Origin of the sequence: Lactobacillus sp. ESL0703 (assembly GCF_029433435.1) — a bacterium.
Classification (GTDB): domain Bacteria; phylum Bacillota; class Bacilli; order Lactobacillales; family Lactobacillaceae; genus Lactobacillus.
In genome coordinates this window covers 70,016-94,604 of sequence record NZ_JAQTIB010000003.1, presented here as the reverse complement: position 1 = coordinate 94,604, position 24,589 = coordinate 70,016, and the positions used below count along the sequence as shown (strand labels likewise).

The following is a 24,589-nucleotide window of genomic DNA, read 5'->3' as shown; positions in this document are numbered from 1 at the left end:
TAATAATGTAGAGGTGAAATCATGGAATTAGGTTCAATATCAGAATGGGTGACAGCATTTGCTGAGATTGCAGCTGTTTGTGTAGCATTATTTTTACCGTATTATGAAAAACGTCAGGAACGCAACAAGCGGTCACGTAATCTACGGTTGATTTTTAAGGGCTTTATTAAGGATGCGCTAGAAGAAAATAGTACGAAAAAGCTAGAGTCATATTACAAGATCAGTTATTTAGTTAACGATAATGAAAATGATGAGCAGGTATTTTCTTTAGTGCAACAAGCGATTAAGATCATTAATGACGATCAGATTACGCCTGAGCAAAAGAATAAAGATATTCAAGAAATTATCAATTGTTTTGATTAAATAAAACCACGTCTAGTATTTAGGCGTGGTTTTTAGTTTATAATGCTGTTCAAGTACGCCAGATGGCAGGGCTGAAAGTTAATTTAAAAAATATTAGTTTATTAGTAGTAAACTAGGAATTAACAACGGAGGTTTAATAATGAAGAAGATTGATGGACACTTTCATCTAGTGCGCTCACTTGCCGGCTTTAATGGCAAAGGCAGTCTGACACCTTTAGGTAATGGCCGCGCGATTTGGGATAATAATCAAGCAGTGCTGAAGCTATTTCCTGATGGCTGGGGGGACGATACCTTTACTGCTGAATCAGCGTTAAAGGTTTTGGAGGCTAATGGAATTGATAAGGCAGTCTTGTTGCAGGGCAGTTTGTACGGCTTTCAGAATTATTATTCTTATCAAGCAGTCAAAAAGTATCCTGACCGCTTCATTGGGGCCTTTTCTGTCGACCTTTTTAGCGAATTTTACATGCAAATTGTTCAGCGGTATGTTGAAGAATTGGGCTTTAGGGCAATGAAGTTTGAGATTAGTCAGGGCGGCGGCATGACTGGGTATCACTTAACAACGCCGTTTCGCTTGGATACGGATTCGCGTGCTGGTCAGATTTTTCATTATCTTAGTGATTATCCCGGCTTTGTGGTGACCGTGGACTATGGTGATTATACCCAAGCTAGTTATCAGCCGGAGGCAATTGCCAACTTGGCTAGAATGTACCCAGAGCTTGACTTTGTGGTTTGCCACTTGTCATTTCCAAGTGCGGACCACTTAAACCGCCTGCAGGCTGCACTTAATCAGTGGCAGCCTTACCCTAATATTTACACTGATATTGCCGCAATTCAGGATATTGAAGGCGAAACCGCGGAGCCATTTTTACGTTGTCAAAAAGATGTGACGCTTGCTAAAAAAATCTTAGGCGCCAAGCGGATTATTTGGGGCAGTGATGCACCTTGGTCAGCGACCTTTAATTCCTACCATAGTTTAGCAACTTGGTTAGAAAAGACGACCATTTTTACGCCAGAAGAACTAGCGGACGTAATGTATAACAACGCTGAGCAGATTTATTTTAAGAAGACCGCGATTGCGGCTGTTAAGATGGCCAATGATCCGGCCTTAAACGACTAGTTGTTAGAAGGGAAAAATTAATGACAAAAGCAAAAGTATTAGTAACTGGCAAAGCTCCAGAACAAGGAATAAAAAACTTACGGGAAGTATTTGATGTCACGTACCCACAGGATAAACAGTTTTCGCGGGCGGAAGTATTACAAATGCTGCCCGAATATGATGGTGTACTCTTGGTGGGGCTCAAAGGCGATCGTGAATTAATTGATGCCGGCTCTAATTTGAAAATTATCGCGACCAGTGGTGTGGGCTTTGACCATGTTGATATTGCTTATGCCCAGGCAAAAGGGATCGTGGTTGCGAATACGCCGCAGGCAGTCCGGCTGCCGACGGCTGAAATGACAATTGCGTTATTGCTTGCAGCAGTGCGCCGTTTACATGTGTATGACCAAGATTTGCGTGCGGGTAATTGGCCTGATCTTGGCGAGATGCAGAATATGGGAATGAGCCTAGCTGGCAAAACATTGGGCATCTATGGCATGGGGAGAATTGGCAGTACAGTTGGTCAATTTGCCCAACTATTGGGGATGAAGGTCATTTATAATAAGCGGCACCGTTTAAGCTCTGCTGAGGAGAAGAAGCTTAATGTTAACTATGCCGATTTTTCGACTTTAATTAAAGCTGCGGATGTTATTACCTTGCACGCGCCGCTAACGCCGCAAACTAAAGGAGTTTTTAATAGTAGTGTTTTTAACGAAATGAAGCCAACTGCTTACATTATTAATACGGCGCGGGGGAAGCTAATTAATCAAGCTGATTTAATCACTGCCTTAAAGAACAAGACGATTGCGGGCGCGGGACTGGATGTGTTTGCGGAAGAACCCGAGGTGCCGGAAGCCTTGCGTGCATTGGATAATGTTGTGTTGACGCCGCATGCTGGGACTGCCACATTAGAAGCCCGTACGGCAATTGCTGAGGAAGCATCGGCAAACATTATTTCCTTATTGCGTGACGGTCAAGCCAAGAACATGGTTAATCAAGTTGCACAATATTTATAGATGTAATTAAATATTTTGAACACAAAAAAGCCGCCCTAATTAGCGGCTTGATTAATCTGGCGATTACTAAGATTGTCAGATTATTTTTTTTCTTTTAAAACGAATTTGATATCTTCTTGGCTTTCGATACCATAAATGTGCTGCTTAGGATTAGTAGATAGTGGTCCTAAGTCAAAAATTGTCCGGTCATTTTCTTGCTTAATGCCATGAATACTGCCTAAGAACAGGTGCAGGAGTGAGTGGACATTTTTTTGATATTCGGTCATCTTTTTCGCGGCGGCAGGTAAGGTGTAGCCTTCATTTAAAAAGAATTTAATCATTCTAATCTTGGCAATTTGGTTGAAGGGAAGTTTAATTGCGCCATTCTCTGCCTTGGTAGTTTTAAGGTAGCCCATTTTGATCCAGTAGCGTACCTGAGTATCAGAGACATCGCTTGCTCTGGCGGCATCACGAATACTAAGGTAAATTTTATCAGGTTTAACGATTTGGTTCAGCCATTCGGCATAAGTCTCTTGTTTCATATGTTGCTCCTAATTTACTTAGTATTATTATAGAACTTTTTAACATAATTTATTAGCTAGTTAGTAAGTATTTTAACATAAAAAATATCAGTGTTAATTTTTTTGTCTCAATATCAAATATTTGACATTGAGTACAAACTATTTTATATTAGACAACATCTTGTTTAAATATACGAAAGAGGGAAACTGTTTTGGCAAAAATTGCTGATAATAAAACAAGTTCATTTGGTAGAGCAATGTTGATTATTGTGCTTTTAGTCGGAACCTTCTGTACGGTTTTGAATCAAACACTACTTTCAACAGCATTACCTAAATTGATGTCGACGTTTAATATTTCAACTGCTACAGCGCAATGGCTGACAACTGGGTTCTTGATGGTTAACGGGATCATGATTCCTTTATCAGCTTACTTAGCAACTACAATTAACACTAAGTGGTTGTACACAGGTGCCATGGTAATTTTCCTTGGCGGTACAATTTTAGCTTATAGTGCACAGAACTTTGGTACACTTTTGACAGCACGGTTAATTCAAGCTGTTGGTGTTGGTATTTCAATGCCGCTCTTGCAGACGATCATGTTGTCAATCTTCCCAGCTAATTCACGTGGGGCTGCTTTAGGTCTTGTGGGAATTGTTGTCGGGGTGGCACCAGCTATTGGACCAACCTTATCTGGTTGGATTATTGATAATTACAACTGGCGTGTTCTGTTTGGCATGTTAATTCCATTAATGATTGTTGTTATCGTATTGGCACTCTTCTTTATGAAGCCAGTACTTAAAACAACCAAGCAAAAGCTTGATTGGTTGTCATTAACATTATCAACAGTAGGTTTTGGTAGTTTACTTTACGGCTTTTCTGCTGCAGGTAATGATGGCTGGGACGCAAAGAATGTTGATATTGCCCTAGTCGTTGGTGTTATTGTGACCGCGTTATTTGTTTGGCGGCAATTAGTAATTCCTAAACCATTCTTACAATTACGGGTATTTAAGACTAAGGAATTTACTTTAGCATCAGTAATGGCTTCAATTTCAACCATTGCGATGTTAGGGGTTGAATCAGTCTTACCATTATACTTGCAAATTGTTCACGGCATGAGCGCACTTAACTCAGGATTGACCTTGCTTGGCGGTGCTGTAGTTATGACGTTAATGAGTCCAATTACTGGTCGCTTATTCGATGAAATTGGTGGTAAACGCTTAGTTACCTTGGGGATGTCCTTACTTATTATAGGTACACTGCCATTTCTATGGTTGACTTTGGATACACCAGATATCTATATTGTCTTCTTATATGCAATTAGAATGTTTGGTATTTCAATGATTACCATGCCGGTAACTACTTCAGGGATGAATGCCTTGCCTGACGACTTAATCGCTGACGGAACGGCTTCAAACAACACGGTTCGTCAGATTGCTTCATCAATTGGTTCAGCAATTATGATTACCCTGTTAACTAATGTTACTAATGCCAAGGCACCAGCTAAGTCATTATTGAAGGCAGCACCTTTTAGCTATAAGCAAAAGTACCTGACTGCAACTTTGGATGGTTACCATGCAGCATTCATGTTCTCATTAGTCTTTGCAGTTATCGGTTTATGCCTTTCATTCTTCTTAAAGGATAAACGGACTCCTAGTCATGATATTAATTTAGAAGGCGGCGATAATAAATGATTTTAGCAACATTAGTTATTGGAGCACTTGCGGCTTTTATCAGTTATATCTTCATTAAAACGCCTAAGTGGCGAATTACAGCGACAATTATTTCAGCAGTAATTTTAATTAGTTCACTTGTCTTCTTAACTTTGAACAGCCATGAGCATTATGGTATGCATCAGGTGACGACAACCAAGACTGTACAAGTTTATCCAGCAAGTGCCAAAAATGGCCTGAACATGGTGCTTTATAAGCCAGTTGGGACTAATGGCAAAGAAACGGTTGTCGTTTACAAAAAGACCTTAGATCAAAAGAAGCCTAGTCATACACAAGCTAATGAATTAACGGCGGCTAATAACCGCGTTAAGCGTGTAGCAGGTAACACAGCAACATTAAAGGTTAAAGAAACTCGCTGGCGCTTTGATTCAAGTGCAGCTAAATTATGGTTTGGTGTTTCTGGTTTAGAAAATAAACTAGTTAAACGTTCAAATACATTCTATTTACCAAAAACTTGGTTCTATCTATCAACTGACCAAGTTAAGGCAATGCAAAAGAAAATGGCTGCTATGAAGTCTAAAGCAGCTCAGCAAAAGCTGAAGCAGCAAGCACAGCAATATGTGATGGCGCAAGTTAAGCAAGCTATGATGAAGAATCCAGCTTTGGCAACTGATAAAGCTAAGCAAGCTAGCCTAGCTAAACAGTACGCTCAAGAATTTCAACAGCAAATGTTTAAAAAGGTTATTAAATCTTTAAAATAAATTGCGTAAATTAAAACAGCAAAAAGTATGATCTGTACTTTTTGCTGTTTTTGTTTGCTAAAATTTTATAACTGCACTTGAATGACTTGGATACCAGCTTTAATAAAGCCATCAATAATCTTCTTGGGTGTAAAAGAATCAGTGATTAGCAAGTCGATGTCGGTTGCCTGACAAATGGTAAAGTTAGAAAACTGGCTGAATTTGCTATAGTCGGCAACCACAATTAGTTTGCGCGCGTGTTTGATAATTGCTTCGTTAACCTTGGCTTCTTCAATAAATGGTGTGGCAACCCCGCGGCTTAGGCTAATTCCGGCACAGCCAATGATGGCCCAATCGGCATAAATTTTTAAGAAGGGCTCAACTGCCAAGTCGCCGCTCATAATCATTTTGCGGCTGACATTGCCGCCGCTCAAGATGATTTGACTGTTGCTGGCATGCATGTCTAAGTTTCCAGCGTAACCATTATTAGTTAGAATATTAACGTCTTTTTTCAATAAATATGGTATCGCTTCAAATGCGGTTGTACTTGAATTAATAAAAACCCAATTGTGCTTTTCAATATGAGATGAGGCTTCCTTGCCAATTCGCTGCTTGATGTAACTGACAGAATCTGTGAAGGGAATTTCTTCTGGCTTAACTAGAGAAATAATACCTTTTTCCTGTTCGATTTGCCCTTGGTTGGCCAAATTACTGCAGTCTCGGCGAACGGTCATGATTGAGACGCCGAGCTTTTTACTGAGATCATCTAATGAAATGGTTTTTTCATGATTAAGCAAATCAATGATTTTCTTTCTTCTATTTTTAATTTCTTGATATGAATTCTTCATTTTATTTTCCTATATTAATATTATTCTCCTAAAATTTATTATCAAAAAATATCATAAAAAGATATTAAACACAACATTTTGCTTTTTGTAATGATGAAACACCATAAAAGTAACAAATTATCATAAAATGTGATTGAAAGCGATAACATTATACAATATAATCTGTGTTGAAAACAAACAAGATAAACTTTTAGGAGGAAAAAGATGACAAAACCGACAAATATAAATGAAGTTACACCTGCTGTTTTTGCAGAAAATAATTTCCCTGAATGGGGAACATACTTAAATGAGCAAATTGCCGACAAGAAAGTGCCAGAAAACTCATTTTCAATTTGGTGGCTTGGCTGTATGGGGATGTGGCTGAAGACCCATGAAGGAACGAATATTGCCATTGATATGTGGAATGGTACTGGTAAGCATTCACACGGCGACGGCAAGATGCGTAAAGGACACCAGATGATGCGGATGACTGGTGGCGAAGCTCTACAGCCTAACATGCGCAACAAGCCATACGTGATTGATCCCTTTGCAATTAGAGATTTGGATGCCTTGTGTGTTACCCATACACACCACGATCACTTGGATATTTATACTGCAGCTTGTGTAAACAAGTTCTGTCCTAATGCTAAATTTATCGGGCCTCAAGGAGTTGCTGATGAATGGAAGTCATGGGGTGTTCCTGAAGAAAAAATTATCGTTGTCAAGCCAGGTGACGAAGTTAAAGTTGGTGCTGTTACGATTAAGGCTTTAGAAGCTTTTGACAGAACTGAACTGGTAACTGAAGATGACCCTAATGTTACATTGGCTGGTACCAAGCCAAAAGAAATGGCTAAGTTAGCCGTAAATTATCTGCTTGAGACTTCAGGAGGCAACTTGTATCACTCAGGTGACTCACACTATTCTAATACTTATGTTAAACATGGTAACGAAAATAAGATTGACGTTACTCTATGTGCTTACGGTGAAAACCCTCGTGGTATCACTGATAAACTGGATGATTCTCAAGTATTGCGGATGGGTGAAGCCCTGAATACTAAGGTAATTATCCCAATGCACTATGACATTTGGTCAAATATTTACAGTGATCCAAAAGATATTTTAGTTCTATGGAACAGAAAGAAGTACCGTCTGCAATACAAGTTTAAGCCATATATTTGGCAAGTCGGCGGCGAATTTAACTATCCACAGGATAAGGATAAATTTGAATACATGTACGATCGCGGCTTCCATGATGCATTCAAGAATGATCCAGATCTGCCGTTCCCAGAATTGTTATAAGCCTACTTGTTAGTTGCTTATAAGATAGGAGGGAGTTATGCTACGTTATTTTTTAGAAAATCATTTGATTAATATCAGTGCTAAACAGCCCAAAGACTGGGAAGATGCGCTGAGAATTTCAGGTGAAATTATGAAATCAAATGGTCTTGTTACTGATAAATATATCGACCAAGTTATTGCTGACGTCAAAGAATATGGTCCGTATATCGTAATTGTACCTGGAGTGGCAATGCCTCATTCACAAGCAGACAGTTCAGGTGTTTTGGGCACGGGGATTGGTCTGACGATTTTCCCGAAAGCAATTTCTTTTGACCAAGATGATCCAGAAAAAGATGCGCAATTGTTCTTTATGTTAGCCGCCAAAGATAATAAGCAGCATATGGAAAATATTGCTAACTTGTCCAATATGCTGATGGAAGATGGATTAATTGATGATTTGCGGCAGGTAAAGACCTTGGCGGATTATCAAAAGGTCATTGATAAGTACGAACTAGCTGAAGAAGAGAGTAGGTAAGCAAATGCAAAATGTTTTGAATGTTTTACTAGCCATTTGGAGCTATTTTGCCACTAATGTTTTAGGACAACCTGCATTTATGATCGGTTTTATTGTTTTAATCGGTTATATTTTGGAACATAAAAAGTGGTACGAAGTCTTATCTGGCTTTTTAAAGGCGACAGTGGGCTACTTTATCTTGTCAGCTGGGTCTAGTGGACTAGTTAATACTTTTAGACCAATTTTAGTCGGCTTGAAGGATCGCTTTCATTTAAGTGCGATGATTATTGACCCTTATTTTGGTCAGAATGCCGTTAATTCGGGAATTATGCAGCGCTTTGGCCGTTCCTTTGCGGACACGATGCTGCTGCTATTATTTGCCTATATTATCAACATCTTGCTGGTTCGCTTTTCGAAGTACACCAAGTTAAGGGCGGTCTTTACAACTGGTAATGTTCAGGTTCAACAGGCTGCCACTGCTTTCTGGCTGATTCTATTTTGTTTTCCAAATTTAAACAGAATCTCAATTTTAGCAATTATGAGTTTAATCTTAGGTCTCTACTGGGCTGTAGGTTCTAACTTAACGGTTGGCATTACGCAAGAGTTAACTGATGGTGCCGGCTTTGCGGTTGCCCACCAACAAATGTTTGGTCTGTATTTCTTTGCTAAGATTTCGGAAATGCTTGAAAAGCATTCCATGAAAAAGGGTAAGGAAAATAAAAATAAGCGCCTTGAAGATATTGAATTACCAAGCTTTATGTCAATTTTTAATGACAACATGGTTTCAACTTCCTTGTTAATGCTGGTGTTTATCGGTGCAATTTTAATCGTCTTAGGACCAGATTACTTAACTAAGGCACACTTTATGCAAAAGGGTCAGAGTTTTGTCTTTTACATTTTGCAAACAGCACTGCAGTTCTCAGTTTATCTAGCTATCTTACAGTTGGGTGTTAGAACGTTCGTTAACGAATTAACGGAATCCTTTACGGGTATTTCTGATAGATGGCTGCCTGGTGCAGTTCCCGGGATTGATGTTGCCGCAATTTTAGGCTTTGGTTCGCAAAATGCACAAACAATTGGTTTTATGTTTGGTGCTTTAGGTCAATTTACGATGATCTTCTTATTGCTCATTTTCCATTCACCAACTTTGGTAATTGCCGGCTTTATCCCGTTGTTCTTCGATAATGCAGCGATTGGTTTGTACGCTAACGATCGCGGCGGTTACAAGTATGCCATGATTATGCCGTATATTTCTGGCTTGATTCAAGTTGCGGGGTCAGCACTGATTGCTACTTGGGTTGGCATGGCTCGTTATGGCGGTTACCTTGGCATGTTCGACTGGGCTACTGTTTGGCCATTCTTCACGGTAATCATGAAGTACTTAGGCTACTTCGGCGTTGCCATTATCATTATTGCTTTATTGGCAATTCCGCAATTACAGTATCGCGCAGATCCAGACGGTTACTTCTTAATTACTGAGGATTACTCAGCTTGGAAAAAGTTAAATCATAAAGAAGAATAATATTTGTTTTAAGTTAAAGGAACGAGAATTATGAAAATTTTAACTGCATGTGCTAACGGTTCAGGAACTAGTTTGATGTTGATGAGAACTGTTAAAAAGACAATGGAAAAAATGGGTTATCAGATTACACAGGCTGACCATACTTCAATTTCGGAAGCTAAGGGAATTGCCCGCAACTATGATGTTGTCTTTACATCTGTGCCATTTATTAAAATGTTTGATGAAGTTAAGAAGCGCGGCGGCGAAGTAATCGGAATTAAAAATGTGATTTCAGCTCAAGAAGTTGAAGACAAAATTAACGATTCTGATATTCCAACTAAATTTAAGAAGAATTAAAGGAGATAACAATGGCAATACCAAAATTACAAATTGCGTTAGATAGTGACAATACTGCTCAGGCAATTAGCGTTTTGCGCAAGGTTGAAGATTTAATTGATGTTGTTGAAGCGGGAACGATTTTAGTCTATCGCGATGGCTTGAGTGCTGTCAGAAATTTACGGGCGATGGCTCCTGATAAGATTGTTTTGGCAGACGTTAAGTGTGCTGACGCTGGAACTAAGTGTGGTAAGTCATGCAAGGATGCCGGTGCTGATTGGATGACCTGCATTAATGCGGCAACTGTTCCTACAATGAGTAATGCTCAAAAAGAAATTGAAGTTCAGGTTGAACTTTATGAAGGTTGGGACGATCCAAATAGGATGCAGGAATGGCTTGATAATGGCATTCACCAGGTTGTTTATCATCAAAGTCGTGACGCCAAGTTTGCTGGACAAAAATGGTCTGAACAAGATGTTGAGAACGTTAAGAACCTAATCAAGATGGGCTTTAAAGTCTCCGTTACTGGTGGTGTTCATCCGGAAATCCTTAAGCTATTTAAGGGCGTTCCTGTTTATACCTTTATTGCCGGCCGGGCAATTAGAGAAGCTGATGATCCACGTGCTGTTGCCCAACAGTTCAAGGACGAAATTAATAATATTTGGGGTTAGTTAATAATTAGGGAAACTGGTGAATTTTAATTCATGGTTTCCCTTTTATTTTAAATTTGATAAGGAGCAAACAGCATGACAGTAAATTCGTTAGGCATTTATGAAAAGGCTTTGCCGCAGGATTTGTCTTGGGAAGAGACTTTTAACTTAGTTCATCAATTGGGCTTTAACTTTTTAGAATTTTCAATTGATGAAAGTGACAAGCGGCTGGCACGGCTTGATTGGACGCGAGATGAGCGCCAACAATTCCGCGATTTAATGTGGTCAACTAATACCAGAATTAACAATTTGATGTTGTCGGGACACCGGCGCTTTCCGCTAGGTTCTGCTGATCCTGAGGTGCGGCAGAAGTCACTGGAGATGATGGCTAAGGCGGTCGACTTGTGTGTGGACTTGGGTATTCATAATATTCAGATGGCTGGTTACGATGTTTATTATGAAGAAAAGACGGACTTGTCGCGTGAATATTACGTTGAGAATTTAATTAAATGTGTTCACATGGCAGCTAAGAAAAATATTATGTTGTCAATTGAGACGATGGATGATCCGTTTATTAATAATTTATCCAAAATTAGTCATTACCATGAATTGGCAAAAAGTCCGTGGCTGCAGGCTTATCCAGATTTAGGTAATTTGAGTGCCTGGCCGGAAAATGATGTCCCAGCTGAAATTGAAAATTATATTGACACAATATGTGCAATTCACCTAAAAGACAGTAAAAAAGTTACGCCGAATTTCAAAGGACAATTTAAAAATGTGCCATTTGGGGAAGGCTGTGTCGATTTTGTGGGCCTGCTGCGAGAATTAGTGCGTCTTGATTACAATGGCAGCTTTACCATCGAAATGTGGTCAGGCGATAACGGCGACGAAAATGCACTTGAGGAAGTTAAGAATGCAAAAGCCTTCTTTGATAAGATTTTCGCCCAAGTTGGCATTACGCAGGAAGCAGTTGAATAAGGAGAGAATAAGATGCTTGAACAGTTAAAAGAAGAAGTCTACCAGGCAAATATGTCACTACCAAAATTAAATTTGGTAACTTTTACGTGGGGCAATGTATCTGGAATTGATCGTGAAGCTGGATTATACGTGATTAAACCGTCGGGCGTGCCCTATGAGGAACTTAAACCGGATGATCTGGTAGTGGTTAACTTGAAGGGTGAGATTGTCGAGGGCGACAAAAATCCGTCATCAGATACGCCAACCCATACATATTTATATAATCATTTTCCTAAAATTGGCGGCATTGTTCATACTCATTCACCTTGGGCAGTCTCATTTGCGGCTGCCAAAATGGACATTCCTGCACTGAATACCACACATGCAGATACGTTCTATACTAATATTCCCGCAGCTGATGCCTTAACTAAGGAAGAAATTGAGGAAGATTACGAAGGCAACACTGGCAAAACAATTGTTAAAACTTTTAAGGAGCGGCATTTGGATTATGAGGCAACGCCAGCTGCTCTAGTCAGTCAGCATGGGCCGTTTGCTTGGGGCGAAAATCCCGCAAAGGCAGTGTATAACGCGAAAGTTTTAGAGGTTGTTGCTGAAGAAGATTTTCATACTTTAGAATTAACGCATCAAAATTCAGAATTGCCCCAATATTTGCTTGATAAGCACTATTATCGTAAGCATGGACCGAATGCTTATTATGGACAAAAATAATAAAAAAAGCTAAAGTTAAATTATTTTAAAGTGTGTTGTTAAAATTTAATATAATTATTTTTTGGAAAGGTAATATATAAGATGGATTTCCAAGCTTTAGCTCAAAACATTTTGACTAATGTCGGGGGTAAAGAAAATATTGTTAGTCTGGAGCGCTGTTTTACGAGATTGCGTTTCGTTTTAAAGGATAACAGTAAGGCAAACAGTGACCAAATTAGTCACTTAGAGGGCGTTATTCAAGTGCTAAACGCCAATGGTCAGTTTCAGGTTGTACTTGGCAACAATGTTGCTAAAACCTATGAGGCAATTGAACCAATGATTGGTGAAGTGACTGCGACTTCTGAAACAAGCGAAGGTGACAATGAACCAAAAGAAAAGGTTGGTTTAGGAACCAAAATTATTAATACGATTGCCGCAATCTTCACGCCAACTGTCCCAGCAATTGCTGCTTCAGGGATGATTAAAGGGATTTTGGCAATTGCAGTTATTGTGGCAACCAATGTTTATCATACGGATATTACTAAGTTCGATACTTACATTATTTTGAGTGCGGCATCAGATGCACTGTTTTACTTTATGCCGATTATTTTAGCCAAATCTTCTGCTAAAGTTTTTAAAACCAATGAATATATTGCAATGGTAATTGCGGCGACGCTCTGTTACCCATCAATTGTTGGGTTGATGACGGGCAAGGCGACAGTTACTCTGTTCGGCTTGCAGATTACTAAGGCAAGTTATACCTCGTCAGTTATTCCAATTATTATTGCCGTCTTTATTTTGGCATATGTGGAACGCTTCATTGACCGCATCATGCCAGATGTCCTGAAGATTATCATGGTACCGACACTTTGTCTGTTAATCATGGTACCGGCAACCTTAATGCTGTTTGGACCAATTGGCATTTATCTTGGTAACTTTATCAACTGGCTTTACTACTACATTATGCACTTTAGCCCGATTTTATTGGGCGCCTTTATTGGGGGCATTTGGTGTGTATTGGTTGTCTTTGGTGCTCACCGAGCAATTATTCCGATTGGGATTAATGATGTTGCTAAAACCGGTCACCAAAATTTACTAGCCTTTGCAGGTGCGGCTAACTTTTCTCAAGCTGGTGCTGCATTAGGTGTTTTCTTAAAAACTAAAAATAAAAATCTGAAAACTGTTTCTGCTTCGGCAACAGTAACTGCACTATTTGGGATTACTGAGCCGGCAATCTATGGTACTAACTTACGGTTGAAACGCCCGATGGTCTATGCAGTTATCAGTGGTGCGTTAGGTGGTGCCTTAATGGGCTGGGGCGGCTCGTTTGGTAATGCCTTTGCCAATCAAGGAATTCTGACGATTCCGGTTTATGCCAGCAGCGGTGTGAAGGGCTTTGTTTGTTACCTGTTAGGATGTGCGATTGCCTTCTTTGGTGCCTGCATCTTGACGGTTGTCTTGGGCTTTGAAGATTTACCAGAAAAATTATCAAGTCAAAATAGTGAAGAATTAGCGACGATTCCAGTAACGGCAACTGAAGACGAAAAAATCACGGCGCCGCTAGCAGGAGAAGTAATTGCCTTATCCCAAGTTAAAGATGAAGTCTTTTCATCAGGTGCAATGGGCAAGGGCGTGGCGATTATCCCGACAGACGGCGAGGTTGTGGCTCCTGAAGATTGTGAAGTGCAAGTTTTATATCCAACCATGCATGCCATCGGCTTATTGCTGGATAATGGAATACAATTATTAATTCATATTGGCCGTGATACGGTTGAACTGAAGGGTAAATACTTTACCAGTCACACTGAAGTTGGTGCACACTTAAGAAAAGGTGACCCAATCGTTAGTTTTGATTGTGCTAAGATTAAGCAGGCCGGCTATGATCTAACAACGCCGGTAATTATTACTAATGCTAGTTCTGATGCGAAAATCACAATGACGGATGAAAATAAAGTGACGCAAGATAGTGTCCTAATGGAATTTAAGGGTAAGGTAACAAATGAAGAAGTTTAATGATAATTTTTGGTGGGGGGCTTCGTCGTCTGCCTTTCAAATTGAAGGTGCCTGGAATGAGGATGGCAAGGGCGAATCAATTGCGGATTATAATTCGTTCAAGCATTCAGACCAGCAAGCTGACACCAAGGTCGCCAGTGACTTTTATCATCATTACCAAGAAGATATTAAGTTAATGAAGCAGATGGGGATGAAGGCTTACCGCTTCTCGCTTGCGTGGACTAGAATTATTCCCGATGGCGATGGGGCTGTCAATCAGGCGGGAATTGACTTCTATAATCATGTGATTGATGAGTGTCTTAAAAATGATATTATTCCCTTTGTGACCCTGTACCATTTTGATTTGCCGCTGGCTTTAGTTAAAAAATATAATGGCTGGGCTAGTAGTGATTGTGTTAAAGCCTTTCGTCGTTACGCGCAGATTTGTTTTAAGGCTTTTGGCGATCGGGTCAAGAACTGGCAGGTAATTAATGAGCAAAACCTGATGGTGCGGGTTAATGAGCGGATGAACATGGACGACGTACCCCAAGATGAGGTTGAGAAGGTTCGCGCCCAAATGGATTATCACATGTTCTTAGCCTGTGCCTATGCCATGAATGATTGTCACCAACTGGTTGCTGGCGGCAAGATTGGTCCCGCAATTTCGTCGACAATGACTTATCCAGTAAGCGACCGACCGCTTGATGTCTGGGCCGCCAAAATGAACGATAATTTTAAGACTAACTATGCTTTGGAAATGTACTGCTTTGGTAAATATCCGGGTTATTACCGGCATTTTTTGCAGGAGCAGGGTATTTATCCGCAAACTGCCAGTGGTGATGATGCGGTCTTAGCAAGTGCTCATCCTGATTTTATTGCGGTTAATTATTATCGAACATTAGCGGCAGAATATTTACCAGCTGACCAAGAACATCCAGTTGGGCAGCGGGTAAGTGATATTGATTTTGACCTTTATGGTTATTTCAAAATCAAAAAGAACGAGCATCTGCAGGCAACCGAATATGGTGCGCAAATTGATCCACTTGGCTTGCGGCTGGTTCTGAATGAATATTATGAAAAATATCGCTTGCCAATGATTATTACTGAGAATGGTCTGGGCACGGCAGATGAACTCACTGAGGATGGCAAAGTTCACGACCAATACCGAATTGATTATCTAAAGGCCCATATTGAAGCGTGCTATGATGCAATTCAGGATGGTGTTGAGCTGTTTGGCTATTGTCCGTGGTCAGTAATGGATATCTTGAGTTCCCACCAAGGTTTCAAAAAGCGGTATGGGTTTATTTATGTTAACCGGACGGATTTTGACTTAAAGGACATGAGGAGAATACCTAAGGACAGTTATTACTGGTATCAAAAAGTAATTAAAAATAATGGCTTAGAATAATAAAAAAATACTACGTTTGAAATTAATAAACGTAGTATTTTTCGTTATTTAGAATTTAGTTTCGAGAATATCATCTTCAGGACGGTGTTCTTGAATCCGTAGAACCTGCCAAGGGAATTCTTCAACTGGTTCGGCTAAGTCAATTACCAGTGTGTCATCTTCATAAGTGAACTTAAGGTCAACGCGCTTTTCGATCCATTCAACGCGGTTAGGTTCGTGTGTTAACCCAGTAATGGTAATCTTCGTTGGCAATGGCTGCTTGATGAAAACATATTTTTGATAATGCATGTGGCGATTTTGCAATACAAAACTATCGCCGTCGGCACTGACTGCGCAAGGCTCGCTTTCATTGAAGGCATGACCAAACATGTGCATCCAGTCGTTAATTGGCGTTAAAAGTTTTTTACTTTCATCGGTTAATTCACCGTTTTCTGCAACGGTCAAATTAATTACTGTGGTTTTGCCGGCTTCACGCTGCTTCATCATTGCATCGATTACGTTATCGGATGTGTAACTTTGTCCAAGCTCTTCTTTAACTAGGGCAATCGTGTACTTAGTGCAGGCAGTTTGAAAGGCTTCTTGGGCACCATCAGCTGCGACAGCACGCGCACCGATATCCCGTGCGGTTTTGACCAAAAAGTCAGCGTTGGCCTTTTCGGCGTTAATTAGTTTAAAATTTAAGACAATTGCAAAATCAGGATTCATCGAATCTCTCCTTAGATATAATAATATTAAGTTTAACTCTAAAAGAAGGAAAATACGAAAAATGAAAATTATTATTTCACCAGCAATGAAAATGAAAGTTGACCGTGAAGCTTTTCCAGTCCGATCAACACCGCAGTTCTTACCGCAAGCTGAGCAATTAGCGCAATACTTAAAAAGCTGCAGTTTAGAACAGTTAAAGGCTATCTGGCAGTCAAGTGAACGGACAGCTAAGGACGGGCAAAAGCAAATTGCACTGCTTGATCTAAAGCAGAGTGATAATTTAACGCCAGCGGTTATTTCTTATTCCGGCATCCAATATCAATACATGGCAGCCGATTTGTTTACCGCGCCCGCACTTGATTATTTGCAGGACAAGGTGCGAATTTTATCGGGCTTGTACGGTGTTTTGCGACCATTTGACGGTGTGTGGCCTTATCGCTTAGAAATGAAGAATAAAGTAATTGGCTTTGAGCAGCCGAATTTATATAAATTTTGGGGTTCGACGATTGCGGATAATTTATTTAATGATGAAACAGTGTTAATAAATCTGGCATCCAAAGAATATTCTAAAAATATCAGTCCATACTTAGCAGCTAACCGGCAGATGATTAACATTGATTTTCAAGAGTTAAAGAATGGCCAATGGAAGACTGTTGGCGTGCATGCCAAAATGGCGCGCGGAGAAATGACGCGCTTTATTGCGGAAAATCAGCTGACTAAGCCTGAGCAATTACAGGACTTTAGTGATTTTGGCTTCAAATTTACCCCAGAAGAAAGTAATGCCGATACTTATGTTTTTCGGACGGAATTTGATTTTAAGAGACGATAATTAGGTATTAATTGTTCCAGACTAATAGTAAAATATACCTAGTTAATAAGTGAGGTTTAAGTATGGAAATTGTTTTTGTTCGTCATGGTCAAACCGATTTGAATAAAACGGGCTGTATTCAGGGCTCGCGTTTTGATAAGGAATTAAATGAGGCTGGTCGCGCTTATGCCGAAAAAGCCGCAGCTAATTTTGACCCCTCTGAGTTTGATGTCGTCTTTTCAAGTCCAATGAAGCGGGCGCTTGAAACCGCGCAGATTTTCACTAAAGGACAAAAGAAGATCAAGATTGATGAACGCTTGGTTGAATTTAACTTTGGCGAATGGGATGGGCAGTTATTAACAGAATTGGGTCAAAAATATCCTGATGCGGTCGATCCTTGGGGGAAGGCAAATGCGAATTACATCAAATATGCCCCACATGGCGAAAGCAATGAGGAATTAAATGAACGCTGCGGGCAATTTTTAGATGATCTCACGCAAAATTATGCTGGTAAAAAAGTTTTGGTGGTTTGTCACGGAACGCTAATTCGAATGATGTTTGCGCATTATTTTACCAATGGTGATTTTACTTACTTTGATACGATGAAAAACTGCGCTTTGGCGAAAATTTCTTATCGTGACCATACACCGCGAATCAACTATTATAATCAAGTATTAGCGCTTTAATAAATCAAGAAAGATCCTTCGGGATCTTTTTTATTTGCATAATATTTGACTATGCAAGTTCAATATTGATATTATCTTATAAAAGTGACACGGTGTCACTTTATTAGAAAAGGGTGGTAGCAGAATGGTCAAGGCAACTTTTATTAACTTGCCGCAGGTAAAAAAAGACCTCATTACGCAGGCACTGCTTAACGAATTTAGTCATTATCCGCTTCAAGAGGCACAAGTGGCACGAATTGTTAAGGAAGCACAGATTGCTCGTGGGGCCTTTTATAAATATTTTACGGATTTGCTTGATGCCTACAGCTATTTATATGGGCAGGCGCTTCGCGAAATTCATGCCGATATCAAGGTTACGTCAGAGTTTGAACCGCAGATTTTTTATTTAAATGTGGTCAACTTTGTCGAAAAGACACATGCCAGTAAGTATGCACTCTTAATTAAAATGCATGTTCTATATAACGAAAGCATGTTGGCAAAGCCGGCGCAAACTGCTAAGCAGGCAGATTTAAGTCCGCAGAACTGGAGCGCGATGGTCTTGAGCCACGCTGCTATTCGGGCTGTTCTCACAAATCCTAGTCAAAAAGACGACATTTTGCTTCGTTTTAAGGCGAGTTTAGAACTATTACAAAAGGGGTCAAATTAATGTTTTTAGCAATTAAAGAAATTAAACGAGAAAAATTGCGTTATGGCCTAATTGTTTTGATGATTTTCTTAATCAGTTACCTGATTTTTATCTTGTCATCATTATCAATTGGTCTAGCTAGTGAAAATACGCAGGCATTAGAGTCATGGGACGCACAAGCAGTCGTCTTGAATAAGAATGCCAATGTCAGTATGAACCAGTCAGTATTAACCAAGTCTGACTTGAAAAACGCCACAATTGGCAAAGATGAGGCGCTGGTTGGCCAAACAGCGGTAGTTGTTAAGAATAAGAAACGGCCCCAGATTTCCGCGCAGTTTATTGGTCTTAAACAGACGCAGTTTATCTATCACGCCCAAGAAATAATTGCTGGTCGCAAGGCTAAAACTAAGCAGGAAGTGGTTGCTGACCAAACTTTTAAGATTAAGGGCTATCAGCTTGGCGACAAATTGGAATTGAATGGTTCTAAGAAAAAATATACGATAGTTGGCTTTGCCAAGAATGCCAAGATTAATATTGCACCAATTGTTTATGGCTCACTTAGTTCGTGGAAGACGCTGCGTCAGGGAATGCCTGATATGCAGGCTTCGGCAATTATTTCACGTAATTCTGATTACAAGTACCACCATGCTGATAGTAAGACTTATCCGATTAAAACATTTATCAATAAGCTCCCAGGTTATACAGCACAGAATATGACCTTTGAGCTCATGATTGGCTTTCTTTTTGTGATTTCACTGATTATTATTGCAGTCTTCATGTATATCTTAACAATGCAGAAGATGCATAACTTCGCGGTCATGCGTGCGCAGGGAATTCCTAGCGGGACTTTGGTTATGGCAACAGTTAGTCAAGCAGTTATTTTGGTTGTTGTTGGGGTAGTAATTGGCCTAGTCGCAATGTTACTGACTGCTAAGGCATTGCCAGCTGCGGTACCAATGAGCTTTACTCCGGCAATTATGCTGAGTGGTGCTGGCGGAATGCTTTTGACAGGAATTATCGGCAGCTTAATTCCAATTAGATCAATTTTGAAGGTAGATCCAGCAAAGGCAATAGGTGAATAAGATGGCAGTCATTGAATTAAAAAACGTCCAAAAAATTTATGGCAAGGGTGCTGCGGAAGTTAAGGCACTTAAGAATATTAATTTTACGGCTAATAAGGGTGAAGTTGTCCTAATTATGGGCCCATCTGGTGCTGGTAAAAGTACTTTTTTAACCATTGCGGGTTCACTGCAAAAGCCAACGTCTGGTGAAGTTTTAATTAACGGGCAAAATATTGCCAATCTGACGACTAAGCAAAGTAACCATTTGCGGCTTAACCAGATCGGCTTTGTCCTGCAGGCTTATAATTTGGTTCCATTTTTAACGGTTAAGGAACAATTTGAATTAGTTGACCGAGTTAAAAAGCAGGGCAATATCGATCAGGCTACTTTGACAAAATTGTTAGAGCAGTTAGGTATTACAGCCTTAGTTAATAAGTATCCCGGCGAATTATCCGGCGGTCAGCAGCAACGAGCTGCAATTGCCCGCGCCTTATATGCTAATCCAGAAATTTTGCTAGCGGATGAACCAACGGCATCTTTGGATAGTAAGAATGTTGATGAGGTTGGGCAATTATTTAAGAACCTGGCTAAAAATTATGACAAGGCAGTTTTACTAGTAACGCATGATCCTCGTTTAGAGCAATATGCCGACCATATTTACGAGATGATGGATGGCGAAATGACACAAACAAAATAATTGTTATTTAATCTTTGATAAAAATGCACAATGCTTTAATTAATAAAGGAATTGTGTGTTTTTTTGTTTATTATCGAAAAATAAAGATATTTAATACGTCTTTTTTGAGAATGGCTAAATTTTAGCTTGTTACTTTTGGTGTTATTATTTATCAAAGCCGGTTATTTATCTATATTCTGTAAAAGTTGTTCTTGACAAAGAGCTTTAAAGTTTATTATGCTAGTTAATATATGACTTCTTTGTTATTTTTAGCATGATAAAAGAACAAGGCGATTTTAAGCAAGATTTTGAAGCTTTAGCTGTAAGCGCTGATGTTACTGATATAATAAGAATGGTAACTCATCATAAAATAACGAAAAATCATTAATTAAAGTGTACTTAATGTTATATAACTGTATAAAAATCACGCCATTATAATTATGTGACAGACAGTTAATTTAGAAGCTGAGGTAAAAAATGAACGAAGTACCAGAAGATAAATCAATTGAGTTAACAACAGATTATCAAAATCAAAGTATCAATATTCAGTTTTCGGATGAACTAACAGATGATCGCGAACGTGGTTATATTTTATCTGCAGCTTTCTTTTCTTTTTGTGCTTCTCAAGGTTTGAGCAAATCGGAAGTAAGTGAGATGGTTTCGTCTTATTACGATCAATTTTTAGAAAGTAATAACTAGGTATTTAACTTAATTAGCAATACTAAAAAAGTTAACGAACCAGTCTCAATCATTCGAATGTACAATTGTGAAAGTTTTAAGGGAAAAACGAATGGCGAGAAAAAAAGAAATAGGAAGAGACAAGATCTTAAATATTGCCTATAAAATGATAATTAGAGATGGTGTTGAAAGTTTGACAGCCCGCAATATCGCAAAAGAAGGCCATTTTTCAACGCAGCCGATATATCTTGAGTTTAGTAGTATGGACGAACTTAAGGAAGAAGTCTTAGACAGAATTGCGGAAAACCTGCAGGATAATGTTTTGCAGAAAGAATATACAGGAAAACCCTTGATTGACATGGATTTGTCCTATATTGATTATGCTCAAAAACATCAAAATCTGTTTCGCGCGACGTTTGTAGAAGGTAAATTAGGCAGCAAGCGAATTTCTAACATGTTAATTGATTTGGGCGTTAAAAAATTTAATGAACAATATCAAGATACTGATTATGATGAAGAAAAAATCGTGAATATTGTTGTTGCTAATTGGATTACGACAATAGGCATTGCTTCACTATTAGTTAATGAAATTGCTACTTTTTCGCAAACCCAAGTTATTAATGTTTTAACAGCCCAAATTAATGATGCAATTTTAAATGATTGGCTAAGTAAGAGTAAGAAAATTCCGCTGTTTGACGTAAAAGATTATAAGAAGCAAAGAAAAAGTATCAATGCTTGATTTGACTAAGCACAGCGCGAAGAATCTATTTATATTTGTTTGATTTAATAAATAAATAAGCAGGTTAATGTTCAAAAAAACTCATATAGGCTATAATACATTATAGAAATTAGTTTTTTTGAAAGGTGGGTTTTTATGAAAATCCTAGCATTATCTGGCTCAAATGCCAATAATTCGTTTAATGAAGCATTGCTTAAGTTTATCTCTAAGCATTTTGCTGATAGATATGATTTTAAACTGGCAACTGTAAAGGGCTTGCCAATGTTTAAAGAAGGTCAAGAAGAACCTGAATCAGTTACTGCTCTTGGTAAAGAAATTGAGGCAGCTGACTTGGTATTAATCGGTTCTCCTGAACAACAACACTCAGTTACTAGTGCTTTGAGTAGTGCACTTGAATGGTTATCAAGCACTTCTCATCCATTTAACAAGAAGCCAGTTGTTATTGTGTCAACTTCACCAATGCCACAAGGTGCTTCACGTTCACAAGGTCGTTTGAAGAGTTTATTGACTGCTCCTGGTTTTGACGCAGTTGTCTTCAATGGTGATGAATTTATGATGGGTAACGGACCAAAACAATTTGATGATAATGGTGACCTTGTTGATGAAGGCACTGTTAAATTCTTAGGTCAATTCTTTGACGAAGTTGACGAATGGTACGCACAAGTTACTAAGTAGGAGGACCAAGAATGAAATTATTAGCAATTGTTGGTACAAATGCAGACTTTTCATATAACCGCTTTTTGGCAAACTTCATTGCTAAGCGTTACAGTGATAAGGCTGAAATTGAAGTAAAAGAAATTGATAAATTAACACCATTCTGCAGAACGCAAATGGCTGATGATACAATCAAGGCTTGGATCGAAGACATCAAGTCAGCTGATGGTATTATCATTACCACTCCAGAATACGACCACACTATTCCAGCTCCATTGAAGAGTGCTTTGGAATGGCTTGGTTCACATGCTGGTCCTAATGTAATGAAGATGAAGCCAGTTGCTATTGCTGGTGCTTCATACGGCATGCAAGGTACTGGTCGTGCTCAAGAAGATATGCGTGAAATCTTACTTTCACCAGATATGAGTGCTAATGTTTTGCCAGGTAACGAAGTTTTAATCGGCGGTGCCGCAGATAAATTTGATAAAGAAACTGGCGAATTAACTGATGAAGCTACCATTAAATCATTAGATGGTATGATGGATAACTTTTTCAATTTTGTTGAGCAAGCAACCAAATAAAGTTTTGCTAGAATGCTTTGCATAGAGTAAAATAACCGGATAGGAGTACTATCCGGTTATTTTTTTGCTAGAAAGTGTATTTTCATGTCTGATCCTGTAGTTTTACCAGTCGCATCTGTCCGGAATCCCCGTGATTTAGGCGGTTACCGCGGTTTTGAAAATCGGAAGATAAAGAAGCATCGTTTGCTGAGAACGGGCAATATTAGTAAAGTTACGGCACAGGACCAACAGTTTTTGCTGGATTATGGCCTGAAAAAGATTATTGATTTACGCTCGCCGGCAGAATGTAAACTCAATCCTGATAAAGAAGTTGCAGGAGTTAAATATTATCAGCTGCCGCTGGGGATAGAAGACAATACTTCTGGCGGCGGCAGTCAAATAGAAGAAAACAAGGCAAAATATCGTCAGGATCAGTACGCCGGGTTGAAGATGATGTGTAGGCGTTATCGCAAACACATTTTAACTAAGGCTAGTCAAGATAGTTTTCACCAGATTTTGGAATTAATTGCTAATCAAGATCAAGGGGCAATTCTGTATCATTGCTCGGAAGGTAAGGACAGGACAGGCCTAGTAACGCTGTTAATTTTGCATATTTTAGGAGTTAATCCTGAAACGATTCGCCAAGATTATTTATATTCAAATTATATGTTAAATGATTATCGCGCTGTCCGTGATCGGCGCTTCAAGCAGAATGGTGAAAATGAGAAGTTCCGGGCTAACATGCGGGTTTTAGGCTCAGTCAGTGATGCATTTTTGGACACCAGCCTGATTACAATTAACGAAGAATATGGCAATTTAGACAATTATCTTGAACAAGCAGTGGGGATTACGCCGCAAATTCAAGATGATATTAGAAACAAGTATTTGGAAAAGTAGGAATAACAATGATTGATGATTTAGCATTAGAACAAGCAGTTGGTCGGCATCGTGCCTTGGGAACGACAATTACGCTGCAGATTTTTGGCACGCACGACCAAGACGTCATTAATAAATCCTTTGATTTAATCGATCATTATGAAGACTTATTAACGGTTAATCGCGATCACTCTGAAGTAATGAGTGTTAATCAAGCTGCGGGGAAATCTCCGGTTCAGGTGTCAAGCGCAACTTATGGCTTAATTAAATTAGCAGTTAAAGAAAGTCAGGCTAATTTTGGCTTTAATGCATTAATTGGACCGCTGGTTAAGTTGTGGGCAATTGGCTTTAAGGGTGCCCATGTGCCAACTGATGCGGAAATTAAAGAAAAAATGAAATTAATTGATCCGTTTAGTGTGGTTCTTGATGATGCCAACCAATCTGTCTTTTTAACTAAGGAAGGCATGGAACTTGATCTTGGCGGGATTGCCAAGGGCTGGATTGCGGATCGGATTCGTGATTTTTGGCATGCTTATGGTGTTAATGCTGGTATTATCAATCTTGGCGGCAATATTCTACTCGTTGGTGATTCACCTAAACGTGCTAGCGGTCAATGGTCAGTCGGTGTTCAAGATCCTAAGGAAAAGCGCGGCAACAATATTACATCAGTCATGGTGCCTAAATGTTCAGCGGTTACTAGTGGTACGTATGAACGCTATTTGGTTGTCGATGGGCACAAGTACCACCACCTAATTGACCCGCGGACGGGTTACCCAGCAGAAACTGATCTGGCTGGAGTAACCACCTTTACCAAAGATTCGGTTGAAGCCGAAATTGAGTGCAAGCGGCTGTTTTTTGCTGGCCATCCAATTGCTGGCTGGCATGATGATCCAGACCGTGTGGGTGCAATCTTTGTTTATAATGACGAACACGTTGAGTATGATAATTTTGATAATCATAAATAA

The 24,589-nt window shown here is 39.3% G+C and carries 28 protein-coding genes; 25 read left to right on the top strand and 3 right to left on the bottom strand.

What is annotated here, in order from left to right:
* Positions 1-21: 21 nt before the first annotated feature.
* The 3 genes from PT278_RS05465 to PT278_RS05455 all read left to right on the top strand — a co-directional run bounded on the left by PT278_RS05465 (position 22) and on the right by PT278_RS05455 (position 2,475).
* A complete protein-coding gene (locus tag PT278_RS05465) occupies positions 22-363 on the top strand; it encodes a hypothetical protein (protein WP_277130824.1) in 342 nt (113 codons plus the stop codon).
* A 139-nt stretch (positions 364-502) separates the two neighbouring features.
* A complete protein-coding gene (locus PT278_RS05460) occupies positions 503-1,480 on the top strand; it encodes an amidohydrolase family protein (RefSeq protein ID WP_277130822.1) in 978 nt (325 codons plus the stop codon).
* Between the two features lie 20 nt (positions 1,481-1,500).
* Positions 1,501-2,475 (top strand): NAD(P)-dependent oxidoreductase, encoded by a 975-nt coding sequence (locus tag PT278_RS05455; protein WP_277130820.1) that lies wholly within the window; start codon positions 1,501-1,503, stop codon positions 2,473-2,475.
* An 80-nt stretch (positions 2,476-2,555) separates the two neighbouring features.
* Here PT278_RS05455 and PT278_RS05450 read toward each other — a convergent pair whose 3' ends face one another.
* Positions 2,556-2,996: a MerR family transcriptional regulator gene (locus tag PT278_RS05450; protein ID WP_277130819.1), complete on the bottom strand. Its 441-nt coding sequence runs from the start codon at positions 2,994-2,996 to the stop codon at positions 2,556-2,558.
* Between the two features lie 236 nt (positions 2,997-3,232).
* Between PT278_RS05450 and PT278_RS05445 the strand changes: the two genes are divergently transcribed.
* Both PT278_RS05445 and PT278_RS05440 read left to right on the top strand, forming a co-directional pair.
* Positions 3,233-4,666 carry an MDR family MFS transporter gene (locus tag PT278_RS05445; protein ID WP_277131021.1) on the top strand — a complete coding sequence of 478 codons (1,434 nt, stop codon included), beginning with the start codon at positions 3,233-3,235 and terminating at the stop codon, positions 4,664-4,666.
* On the top strand, positions 4,663-5,406 hold the full coding sequence (locus PT278_RS05440; RefSeq protein ID WP_277130817.1) for a DUF4811 domain-containing protein: 744 nt from the start codon (positions 4,663-4,665) through the stop codon (positions 5,404-5,406). The genes PT278_RS05445 and PT278_RS05440 overlap by 4 nt, the downstream gene beginning before the upstream one ends.
* A gap of 65 nt (positions 5,407-5,471) precedes the next feature.
* On the opposite strand, the gene PT278_RS05435 is transcribed toward PT278_RS05440, so the two are convergent.
* Positions 5,472-6,233 carry a DeoR/GlpR family DNA-binding transcription regulator gene (locus PT278_RS05435; RefSeq protein WP_277130815.1) on the bottom strand — a complete coding sequence of 254 codons (762 nt, stop codon included), beginning with the start codon at positions 6,231-6,233 and terminating at the stop codon, positions 5,472-5,474.
* Positions 6,234-6,437: 204 nt separating this feature from the next.
* On the opposite strand from PT278_RS05435, the gene ulaG reads away from it, so the two are divergent.
* The 9 genes from ulaG to PT278_RS05390 all read left to right on the top strand — a co-directional run bounded on the left by ulaG (position 6,438) and on the right by PT278_RS05390 (position 15,556).
* Positions 6,438-7,511 (top strand): L-ascorbate 6-phosphate lactonase, encoded by a 1,074-nt coding sequence (gene ulaG, locus PT278_RS05430; protein ID WP_277130813.1) that lies wholly within the window; start codon positions 6,438-6,440, stop codon positions 7,509-7,511.
* 37 nt (positions 7,512-7,548) lie between these two features.
* A complete protein-coding gene (locus tag PT278_RS05425) occupies positions 7,549-8,025 on the top strand; it encodes a PTS sugar transporter subunit IIA (protein WP_277130811.1) in 477 nt (158 codons plus the stop codon).
* Between the two features lie 4 nt (positions 8,026-8,029).
* Complete coding sequence (locus PT278_RS05420) at positions 8,030-9,526, top strand: PTS ascorbate transporter subunit IIC (protein WP_277130810.1); 1,497 nt, start codon at positions 8,030-8,032, stop codon at positions 9,524-9,526.
* A 30-nt stretch (positions 9,527-9,556) separates the two neighbouring features.
* Entirely contained in the window at positions 9,557-9,862 is a 306-nt protein-coding gene (locus PT278_RS05415) for a PTS sugar transporter subunit IIB (protein WP_277130808.1), read from the top strand.
* A gap of 11 nt (positions 9,863-9,873) precedes the next feature.
* Positions 9,874-10,512, top strand: coding sequence for a 3-dehydro-L-gulonate-6-phosphate decarboxylase (locus PT278_RS05410; protein WP_277130807.1), 639 nt, complete (start codon positions 9,874-9,876; stop codon positions 10,510-10,512).
* Positions 10,513-10,587: 75 nt separating this feature from the next.
* Complete coding sequence (locus tag PT278_RS05405) at positions 10,588-11,469, top strand: L-ribulose-5-phosphate 3-epimerase (RefSeq protein ID WP_277130805.1); 882 nt, start codon at positions 10,588-10,590, stop codon at positions 11,467-11,469.
* Between the two features lie 12 nt (positions 11,470-11,481).
* The gene (locus PT278_RS05400; RefSeq protein ID WP_277130804.1) at positions 11,482-12,177 is read left to right on the top strand and encodes an L-ribulose-5-phosphate 4-epimerase; all 696 of its coding nucleotides are present in this window, start codon (positions 11,482-11,484) and stop codon (positions 12,175-12,177) included.
* 81 nt (positions 12,178-12,258) lie between these two features.
* Positions 12,259-14,169 carry a beta-glucoside-specific PTS transporter subunit IIABC gene (locus tag PT278_RS05395; protein ID WP_277130802.1) on the top strand — a complete coding sequence of 637 codons (1,911 nt, stop codon included), beginning with the start codon at positions 12,259-12,261 and terminating at the stop codon, positions 14,167-14,169.
* Complete coding sequence (locus PT278_RS05390; RefSeq protein ID WP_277130800.1) at positions 14,156-15,556, top strand: glycoside hydrolase family 1 protein; 1,401 nt, start codon at positions 14,156-14,158, stop codon at positions 15,554-15,556. Before PT278_RS05395 ends, PT278_RS05390 begins: the two co-directional genes overlap by 14 nt.
* Before the next feature lie 48 nt (positions 15,557-15,604).
* On the opposite strand, the gene PT278_RS05385 is transcribed toward PT278_RS05390, so the two are convergent.
* Positions 15,605-16,261 carry a hypothetical protein gene (locus PT278_RS05385; protein ID WP_277130799.1) on the bottom strand — a complete coding sequence of 219 codons (657 nt, stop codon included), beginning with the start codon at positions 16,259-16,261 and terminating at the stop codon, positions 15,605-15,607.
* A gap of 61 nt (positions 16,262-16,322) precedes the next feature.
* On the opposite strand from PT278_RS05385, the gene yaaA reads away from it, so the two are divergent.
* The 11 genes from yaaA to PT278_RS05330 all read left to right on the top strand — a co-directional run bounded on the left by yaaA (position 16,323) and on the right by PT278_RS05330 (position 24,589).
* Positions 16,323-17,090 carry a peroxide stress protein YaaA gene (gene yaaA / locus PT278_RS05380; RefSeq protein ID WP_277130797.1) on the top strand — a complete coding sequence of 256 codons (768 nt, stop codon included), beginning with the start codon at positions 16,323-16,325 and terminating at the stop codon, positions 17,088-17,090.
* Positions 17,091-17,152: 62 nt separating this feature from the next.
* Positions 17,153-17,755 carry a histidine phosphatase family protein gene (locus tag PT278_RS05375; RefSeq protein ID WP_277130795.1) on the top strand — a complete coding sequence of 201 codons (603 nt, stop codon included), beginning with the start codon at positions 17,153-17,155 and terminating at the stop codon, positions 17,753-17,755.
* Positions 17,756-17,879: 124 nt separating this feature from the next.
* Complete coding sequence (locus PT278_RS05370; protein ID WP_277130793.1) at positions 17,880-18,401, top strand: TetR/AcrR family transcriptional regulator; 522 nt, start codon at positions 17,880-17,882, stop codon at positions 18,399-18,401.
* A complete protein-coding gene (locus PT278_RS05365; protein WP_277130791.1) occupies positions 18,401-19,462 on the top strand; it encodes an ABC transporter permease in 1,062 nt (353 codons plus the stop codon). The genes PT278_RS05370 and PT278_RS05365 overlap by 1 nt, the downstream gene beginning before the upstream one ends.
* Before the next feature lies 1 nt (position 19,463).
* The gene (locus PT278_RS05360) at positions 19,464-20,138 is read left to right on the top strand and encodes an ABC transporter ATP-binding protein (RefSeq protein WP_277130789.1); all 675 of its coding nucleotides are present in this window, start codon (positions 19,464-19,466) and stop codon (positions 20,136-20,138) included.
* A gap of 456 nt (positions 20,139-20,594) precedes the next feature.
* Positions 20,595-20,816, top strand: a complete 222-nt coding sequence (locus tag PT278_RS05355; protein ID WP_277130787.1) for a hypothetical protein — start codon at positions 20,595-20,597, stop codon at positions 20,814-20,816.
* Between the two features lie 91 nt (positions 20,817-20,907).
* A complete protein-coding gene (locus tag PT278_RS05350; RefSeq protein WP_277130784.1) occupies positions 20,908-21,534 on the top strand; it encodes a TetR/AcrR family transcriptional regulator in 627 nt (208 codons plus the stop codon).
* 135 nt (positions 21,535-21,669) lie between these two features.
* Positions 21,670-22,209, top strand: a complete 540-nt coding sequence (locus tag PT278_RS05345; RefSeq protein WP_277130781.1) for an NAD(P)H-dependent oxidoreductase — start codon at positions 21,670-21,672, stop codon at positions 22,207-22,209.
* A gap of 11 nt (positions 22,210-22,220) precedes the next feature.
* Positions 22,221-22,769 carry an NADPH-dependent FMN reductase gene (locus PT278_RS05340; protein WP_277130779.1) on the top strand — a complete coding sequence of 183 codons (549 nt, stop codon included), beginning with the start codon at positions 22,221-22,223 and terminating at the stop codon, positions 22,767-22,769.
* Positions 22,770-22,853: 84 nt separating this feature from the next.
* Positions 22,854-23,645 carry a tyrosine-protein phosphatase gene (locus tag PT278_RS05335; RefSeq protein ID WP_277130777.1) on the top strand — a complete coding sequence of 264 codons (792 nt, stop codon included), beginning with the start codon at positions 22,854-22,856 and terminating at the stop codon, positions 23,643-23,645.
* Between the two features lie 8 nt (positions 23,646-23,653).
* Positions 23,654-24,589, top strand: a complete 936-nt coding sequence (locus tag PT278_RS05330) for an FAD:protein FMN transferase (protein WP_277130775.1) — start codon at positions 23,654-23,656, stop codon at positions 24,587-24,589.